The organism is Acidocella sp. (assembly GCF_028687955.1).
In the GTDB taxonomy this organism is placed as follows: domain Bacteria; phylum Pseudomonadota; class Alphaproteobacteria; order Acetobacterales; family Acetobacteraceae; genus Acidocella.
Genome location: NZ_JAQTZC010000085.1, coordinates 1 through 7419 on the forward strand (window position 1 = coordinate 1; position 7419 = coordinate 7419).

The window sequence follows — 7419 nt, forward strand, 5'->3', positions numbered from 1 at the left end:
AACCCTGAAGCTCGCGCAACGGCAACTCCCCGTCGAGCGCATCCTAAAATGGTCAATATTCAGACGGAACCATCAAGCAATAGCAAGACGTGCTCACCTCAAATCAAAAATGCAACTGTAGTGCTAGAGCAATTAGCGATTCGCTCTAACCTCGTGTTTGAGCGACAGCTCATTGGATCACGCTATGAGCGAAAGCTCATCGCGCGGCCCAGCGGCTCGCCCTCAACAGCGCCCTCGCGCATCACAATCTGCCCGCGCACCACGCTCGCCACCGGCCAGCCGGTGCAGGATACGCCCTCAAACGGCGTCCAGCCGCACTGGCTGGCGATCCATGATTTCTCGATCCGGCGCGTCGCCCGCAAATCCACAATCGAGAAATCCGCGTCATACCCGGCGGCGATCCGCCCCTTGTTCACCACGCCATAAACCCGCGCCGGCCCGGCGCACATCAAATCGGTCAGACGCAACAGCGAGAGCCGGCCTTGGGCCACCTGCTCCAGCATCATCGGCAACAGCGTCTGCACCCCGGTCATGCCGGAGGCGCAGTCAGGCCATGGCTTCTCCTTCGCCGCCTTGGAATGCGGCGCATGGTCCGAGGCCAGCGTATCCACCGTGCCATCGGCCACCGCCGCCCAGGCGGCCAGGCGGTGGCGCTCATCGCGCACCGGCGGGTTCATCACGCCATAGGGCCCCAGCCGGTCATAAATATCCGGGGCCGATTGCACGAGATGGTTCAGCAGCACCTCGGTGGTCACCAGCGCGCGATAATCCTTGAGATAGGCAAACTCCTCCTCGGTCGACACGTGCAATATATGCACCGGCCGCCCGGTCTTGGCCGCCAGCGCCGCCACCCGGCGCGTGCCGAGAAACGCGCATTCCGGGTCGCGCCATAGCGCGTGGCTGGAATAAGGATCACCGCAGGTAAAGCGCGACTTGCGCTCAACCAGCCGGTATTCATCCTCCGAGTGGAACGAAACCCGCCGCCGCCCGCTGCGCAGCACCCGCTCGATGCTGGCATCATCCTCCACCAGCAAATTGCCCGTGGAAGACCCGGCGAACACCTTGATGCCGCACACCCCGGGCATGCTCTCCATCATGCCGAGCTGCTCGATATTCTCCTTGTTGGCGCCAACATAAATGCCAACATCGCAATACGCCCGCCCGGCGATGTAATCATGCTTGCGGGTCAAATTCTCAACATCGGTGGCCGCCGGGTTGGTGTTGGGCATATCGAACACGCAGGTCACCCCGCCCAGCACCGCGCCCAGCGTGCCCGAGCGCATGTCCTCCACCCCCGCGATGCCGCCCATCCCGCCATCGCGAAAATGCACATGCGGGTCGATCACGCCCGGCAGCACATGCAGATTCGCCACATCAAAAACCTGCGCGGCGGTGTCGAGGTTTTTGCCAATGGCGGCAATATGCCCATTACGCACGCCGATATCGGCCTGAACCTCGCCCCAGGGCAGAACCACGGTGCCGTTTTGCAACAGAAGATCAAAACTCATACCAGCCTCACATCCATAAAATCACCGCGCGTCACGGCAGCAGTTTCTGCAAATTCTCCAGCCAGACGCCGAGCACCGCCTGCGGCGAGAATTCCCCAACAAAGCGCTGCCGCGCCACCAGCGCCAGCTTCACCCGCAGCCGCGTGTCGCTGAAAATCCGCAGCGCGGCGGCGGCCAGTGCCTCGGCGTCGTCCACCGGCACCAGCAGCCCGTCCTCACCATCGCGCACCACCCCGTGCGCGCCTTCAACATCGGTGGCGAGCACCGGCGTCTGCGCGGAAAACGCCTCCAGCACCGCCGTACCCAGCGGGCGCTGCCGCGCCGAGCACACAAACACATCCGCCGCCTTCAGCAGCGCCCCGGTATCGCGCCGCGCGCCGAGCAGGCGCACCCTTTTCTCCAAGCCCAGCTGCGCGATCAACCGGCCCAGCGCCGCGCGCTCCGGCCCTTCGCCCGCAATCAGGCAATACACCTCCGGCAGCCGCGCCGCCGCGCGGATCAACGTATCAAACCCCCGGCTCCGCTCCAGCCCCCCCAGCCCCAGCAGCAGCGGGGCATCCTCGGGCACTCCCAGCGCCGCGCGGCCTACCGGGTCATCACGGATGTAATCTTCCACGCAATCGGGCAGATACAGCACCTTCGCGGGCGAAAATCCGCTTTGCACGATGTGGCTGACAATGCCGGGCGTGCTCCCCGCCAGATACGCGCAATGGCCAAACTCGTTACGCCCATAATAGCCATCCAGCCGGCCAACATTTACCCACGGCCCGCGCGGCAGAAACGAAGCGGCGCGGCCGCTCCACGCCAGGGCGATCTGCGCCTTGCGCGCCTGCAAAACCTCCCGGATTCCCTTCAACGTTGCAAAATCCAGCATCCCGCCGAATTCCAGCATCATGGGCGGCAACGCGCCCGTGCGCAGCCGCAGCTCCAGCCCAGGGTCCGGGCTGATGATGGGAAACACCTGATGCCCGTTATGCGCGAGCAGCAGCGCCATGCGCTCATAAACTCCGCTGGCGCCGCCTCCCGCGATGATCTGGGCTATACGCATAGCAACCTCCGCGCGGCCGCGGCCACCGCCTCCACCGTCAAACCCTCCATCGGCGCCCCCCCCGCCGGGCCTGGCGCCACGGCAACTTCCGTGCGCAAACCGGCCGGGGCGTATTCATCAGCCCTTGAGCGTCCAAACAGCCCCAGAGTCGGCGCCCCGGCGGCGGCGGCCAGATGCATCAGCCCCGAGTCGTTGCCAATGAAAATGGCGCAACGGCGCAAACAGGCGGCCACTTCCGGCAGGCTCAAATTTCCCACCAGGTCGATCGCCCCCGGCAATGCTCTCAGCACCGGCGCGGCCAGCGCGCGTTCATGCGCCCCCGGCCCCGCGAACACCGCCACCCGCGCCCCCGGAAACAGCCCCGCCAACTCCTTGCACAACGCCACGAATCGTTCCGGCGGCCATATCTTTCCAGCCCAGTTCGCCGTCGGCCCAAGCCCGATCACCACGCCCTCACCCAGCAGCGCGGCGGCCTTGGCATCGTCCGCCGGGGCGGTCCAGGCCACGGGCAAGGGCGCCGGCGAGAACCCCATGGCCGCCCCCAACTGCTCATAGCGCCGGCCCGGCCTGCGCCCGCCCTTCAAAATCTTGCGCCGCCCAGCCGCCAGAAAAAACGAAATACCCGAGGAGCGCACATCCACCACCTGGTTCCAAAACCTTCCCACCAGCCGGGTCCACAGCCGCAGCCAGTGCAGGTCGAAACCTTCCTTCTCAAACACGATCAACTGTTCCAGCCCCGGCATCCGGGCAAACACCCCCGCCGCCACCACGCCACACGCAACCGTGAAGCGTGCATGCGGATTTTCCAACCGCAAGCGTTCCAAAATGCCACAGGAAATCACGGCGTCGCCAATCCGCGACGAGGTTATAAAAAGGATTCGCATCTGATCTTGCATCTAGCACGGCTTGCAGCTTTCGCGCCAAGCACCCATTTGCACCGCCATGAGCTTTCTCGCACACCTGCCGCAGCGCGGCGTCATTTCCCTCACCGGCGCCTCACGAGTCGCCTTTCTCAACGGGCTAATCTCCAACGACGTTACCCTCGCCACCCCCGGCCGCGCGGTCTGGGCAGCCCTGCTCACACCGCAGGGCCGCTATCTGTGCGATTTTTTCATCTACGCCGAGGCTGACCGGTTGTTGCTAGAAACCCCGCACGAGGCCCTGGCGGGTTTGCTCACACGGCTCAAGCGCTTCCGGCTGCGCGCGCCGGTGGAGCTGACTGATATTTCCAGCACCCTCCACGTCTATGCCGGCTGGGGCGGCCCCGCGCCGGAGGGCGCCAACACCGTGCCGGAGGGCGCCATTACCGCGCCGGACCCGCGCCTGCCCGCGGCCGGGTGGCGCACGCTGAGCACAACCCCGCTCGCCCCCAACGCCACCGCGGCTGATTACGCGGCCCATCGCATCGCGCTTGGCCTGCCTGACGGCCCGCCGGACCTGGAGGCGGAAAAAACCCTGCTGCTGGAGGCTGGATTCGATGAGCTGCACGGCATCGCCTGGAACAAAGGCTGCTACATGGGCCAGGAGCTGACCGCGCGCACCAAATACCGCGGCCTGGTGAAGCGCCGGCTCATCCCCGTGCACTGCGGCGCGCAACCCCCGCCGCCGGGAACCCCGGTGATGGCCGATGGCGCGGAGGTTGGCGTCACCGGCTCGCACGCCGGGCAGATGGCCCTGGCCATGCTGCGGGTGGACGCCCTGGGCAAATCCCTGCACGCCGGCGCCGCCGTATTGCAGCCCATGCCGCCATCCTGGCTGCGCCTCGAACCATAAAACGGGCAACAAAAAACCGCCGGAGACTTGCCTCCGGCGGTCACGTCAAACCGTTGTTATACCAGCCCGCCAAGAACTTGACTCTCTGGGTTTGGTGGCGGGCTGGTATAAGCTTTTGATTTGCGCGCGGCCGCCCCACCAGCCCCGCGCGCATACCAGTCAGCCTTAAGGCTGACTGGTATTACTTAAAGTTACGCTAAATTACTATAAAATTACTGCGCCTGGGAAACGAACGGCACGGTGGACTTCATATCCGCCGCATAGCTCAACGCGGTGGTCCCGGCCGGATAGCCGTTCTTGCTGAGGATGTAGGACATGACATCGGCATACTGATCATGCGACAGGCTACCCGGCGCGCTCACCGGCATCTGCTGCGAGATCTCGGTGAACACCGAGCCGATCGTGTACTTGTTACCCGGTGCCGCAAAAGCCGGCCCGACCAGCGCGGGACCCGCCACGCCTTTCAGGTCCGCGCCGTGGCACATCGCGCAACTCTGCGCGAACACCGCGGCACCAGCGGTCGCCTGCGTCTGGGTGTACAATGCGGGGGGCGTCGCCGCCATTGCCGCAGTAATTGCCAGCAGCAGACCGGCCGCCGCCAATCCAGTCACTTTTAATGCGTTCATCGGACTACTTTCATAAGCTAGCTGTTCGAAAATTTTCAGACTCGCACAGCCAGCTCAAAAGGCGGGCAAGGCAAAAACGGCCAGCGCCCAGGTTGAGCTTGTGCAATGCACAGCCATTCTGCACCCGCGGCGCCAAAAGCGCAACGAGGCCCGCTTCAATCCTGGCCGCGCACGGGTTACAATACGCGAATGGCCGAGGATGATCTGTTCGCCCCCAATGTCACCGAATCGTTGCCAATCCAGGGCCAACCTCTGGCCGAGCGGCTGCGTCCGCGCAGCCTGGGCGATATCGCGGGCCAGGAACACCTGCTTGGACCACAGGCCAGTCTTACCGGAATGCTGGCACGCGGCTCCCTCGCCTCGCTCATTCTGTGGGGGCCGCCGGGTGTTGGCAAAACCACCATCGCGCGCCTGCTCGCCGCCAGCGCCAATTTGCACTTCACGCAAATCTCCGCCGTGTTTTCCGGCGTGGCCGACCTCAAGCGCGTGTTCGACGATGCGCTGAAGCTGAAAAAAACAGGCCGCGCCACGCTTCTTTTCGTCGATGAAATCCACCGCTTCAACCGCGCGCAGCAGGATGCCTTCCTTCCCGTGGTTGAGTCCGGAACCATCGTGCTCATCGGCGCCACAACTGAGAATCCATCCTTCGCCCTCAACGGCGCGTTGCTCTCGCGCTGTCAAGTGCTGGTGCTGCGGCGGCTGGACGACGATGCCATGGAGCTTCTCCTCCAGCGTGCCGAGGCCGAGACCGGCCAGCACCTTCCCCTCACCCTCCAAACCCGCGCAATGCTGCGCGCCATGGCCGATGGCGATGGCCGCGCCCTGCTCAACATGGCCGAGCAACTCTTCGCCTTGCCCGAAGGCGAACCGCTGAACGAGGAAGGGCTGAGCCGGCTGCTCTCGCGCCGTGCCGCGCTTTATGACCGCGACCGCGAAGAACACTACAATCTCATCAGCGCGCTGCATAAATCCATGCGCGGCTCGGATGCCGACGCCTCCCTCTACTGGCTGGCCCGCATGTTCGCCGGCGGCGAGGACCCGCGCTTCATCGCCCGCCGGCTCACCCGCTTCGCCTCCGAGGACATCGGCCTGGCCGACCCGCAAGCCTTGCCCCAGGCCCTGGCCGCATGGGACGCTTACGAGCGCCTAGGCTCCCCCGAGGGCGAACTCTGCATCGCCCAAGCCGTGCTCTACCTCGCCACCGCCCCCAAATCCAACGCCGCCTACAAGGCCCTGGGCGCCGCCACCCGCGCCGCGAAGGAAACCGGCAGCCTCATGCCGCCCCAAAACATCCTCAACGCCCCCACCAAGCTGATGAAGAACCTCGGCTACGGCGCGGGCTACACCTATGACCACGACACTGACGAAGGCTTCTCCGGCGATAACTACTTCCCCGAAGGCATGGGCCGGCCCGACTTCTACCGCCCAGTCCAGCGCGGTTTTGAGCGCGATATCGCCAAGCGGCTCGCTTATTGGGCAAAATTGCGCGAAGAGGGCGCATGACACTCACATTTGAAGTCCCCGAGGCTGAAACCAATACCCGCCTCGACCGTTTCCTGCGCCGCAACATCGAGGGGCTGACCCAGGCGCATATCCAGAAATTCCTGCGCGCGGGCAAAATCCGGGTGAACGGCGCCAAGGCCGAGGCCAACACGCGCCTTGCCCTGGGTGACTCCGTAACCGCGCCCGAGATCACCCCGCCGAAGGAAATGCCAAAGGTCCGGCAGGTGATGAGCATGGACCCGCACATGATCCGCGACCTGGAAGCCATGATCCTCTACCGTGATGACTCGGTGATCGTGCTCAACAAGCCCGCCGGCCTCGCCAGCCAGGGCGGCAGCGGCATCACCGTGCATCTCGATGGCATGCTCGACGCCCTGCGCTTCGAGGGCACCGAGCGCCCCAAACTCGTCCACCGGCTGGACCGCGACACCTCCGGCGTTCTCCTCCTGGCGCGCGGCGTCAAGCCCGCCAGCAAACTCGCCACCGCCTTTCGCAGCCGCGATGTCGAAAAAACCTACTGGGCGCTGGTCTGGGGCGTGCCGGATGTGCTGGCAGGCCGCATCGATCTCCCCCTGGTGCGCGTGGAAGTGGGCGGCATGTCCCGCTCCGAGCCCGCCGGCCGCAAAGACCCCGAAGCGTTGAAAGCCGTCACCGCCTACCGGGTGGTGGAATACGCGGGCAAAAAATTCGCCTGGATGGAGTTGCAACCCCAAACCGGGCGCATGCACCAGCTGCGCGCCCACATGCTCGCACTCGGCACCCCCATCCTGGGTGACGCCGCCTACGGCCAGGCTTTCGCCGACGGTTTCGCGCCGCAACTGCACCTGCACGCCCGCCGCCTGCAATTCCCCCACCCCGACGGCGGCACCTTAACCGTCGAAGCCCCCCTGCCTAAACACATGCGCGACAGTTTTTTACACCTGGGTTTCACCATCCCGGAGACAATGAAACCGAAACGCAG

At 65.0% G+C, this 7419-nt stretch carries 7 protein-coding genes; 3 read left to right on the plus strand and 4 right to left on the minus strand.

The features are described 5' to 3' along the window. Positions 1–182 precede the first annotated feature (182 nt). From PHE40_RS09940 to PHE40_RS09950, 3 genes are read right to left on the minus strand one after another with little or no spacing between them, the layout of a single operon-like run. On the minus strand, positions 183–1508 hold the full coding sequence (locus PHE40_RS09940) for a dihydroorotase (protein ID WP_299961322.1): 1326 nt from the start codon (positions 1506–1508) through the stop codon (positions 183–185). Positions 1509–1539: 31 nt separating this feature from the next. Next, positions 1540–2556: a glycosyltransferase gene (locus PHE40_RS09945; protein WP_299961324.1), complete on the minus strand. Its 1017-nt coding sequence runs from the start codon at positions 2554–2556 to the stop codon at positions 1540–1542. Beyond that, complete coding sequence (locus PHE40_RS09950) at positions 2547–3440, minus strand: glycosyltransferase family 9 protein (RefSeq protein WP_299961326.1); 894 nt, start codon at positions 3438–3440, stop codon at positions 2547–2549. Before PHE40_RS09950 ends, PHE40_RS09945 begins: the two co-directional genes overlap by 10 nt. 58 nt (positions 3441–3498) lie before the next feature. On the opposite strand from PHE40_RS09950, the gene PHE40_RS09955 reads away from it, so the two are divergent. Beyond that, on the plus strand, positions 3499–4329 hold the full coding sequence (locus PHE40_RS09955; RefSeq protein WP_299961328.1) for a folate-binding protein YgfZ: 831 nt from the start codon (positions 3499–3501) through the stop codon (positions 4327–4329). A 212-nt stretch (positions 4330–4541) separates the two neighbouring features. Here PHE40_RS09955 and PHE40_RS09960 read toward each other — a convergent pair whose 3' ends face one another. Then, positions 4542–4955, minus strand: coding sequence for a c-type cytochrome (locus PHE40_RS09960; protein ID WP_299961330.1), 414 nt, complete (start codon positions 4953–4955; stop codon positions 4542–4544). A 189-nt stretch (positions 4956–5144) separates the two neighbouring features. Here PHE40_RS09960 and PHE40_RS09965 point away from each other — a divergent pair, with 189 nt between their 5' ends. Both PHE40_RS09965 and PHE40_RS09970 read left to right on the plus strand, forming a co-directional pair. Beyond that, the gene (locus PHE40_RS09965) at positions 5145–6458 is read left to right on the plus strand and encodes a replication-associated recombination protein A (RefSeq protein WP_299961332.1); all 1314 of its coding nucleotides are present in this window, start codon (positions 5145–5147) and stop codon (positions 6456–6458) included. Beyond that, positions 6455–7419 (plus strand): RluA family pseudouridine synthase (locus tag PHE40_RS09970; RefSeq protein ID WP_299961334.1); only part of this gene is annotated, 965 nt, incomplete at its 3' end. The genes PHE40_RS09965 and PHE40_RS09970, both read left to right, overlap by 4 nt.

Coding starts and splice junctions, on each gene's coding strand:
- PHE40_RS09950 (WP_299961326.1), bottom strand. CDS start 3,440: ATGCGAATCCTTTTTATAACCTCGTCGCGGATTGGCGACGCCGTGATT.
- PHE40_RS09940 (WP_299961322.1), bottom strand. CDS start 1,508: ATGAGTTTTGATCTTCTGTTGCAAAACGGCACCGTGGTTCTGCCCTGG.
- PHE40_RS09960 (WP_299961330.1), bottom strand. CDS start 4,955: ATGAACGCATTAAAAGTGACTGGATTGGCGGCGGCCGGTCTGCTGCTG.
- PHE40_RS09945 (WP_299961324.1), bottom strand. CDS start 2,556: ATGCGTATAGCCCAGATCATCGCGGGAGGCGGCGCCAGCGGAGTTTAT.
- PHE40_RS09965 (WP_299961332.1), top strand. CDS start 5,145: ATGGCCGAGGATGATCTGTTCGCCCCCAATGTCACCGAATCGTTGCCA.
- PHE40_RS09955 (WP_299961328.1), top strand. CDS start 3,499: ATGAGCTTTCTCGCACACCTGCCGCAGCGCGGCGTCATTTCCCTCACC.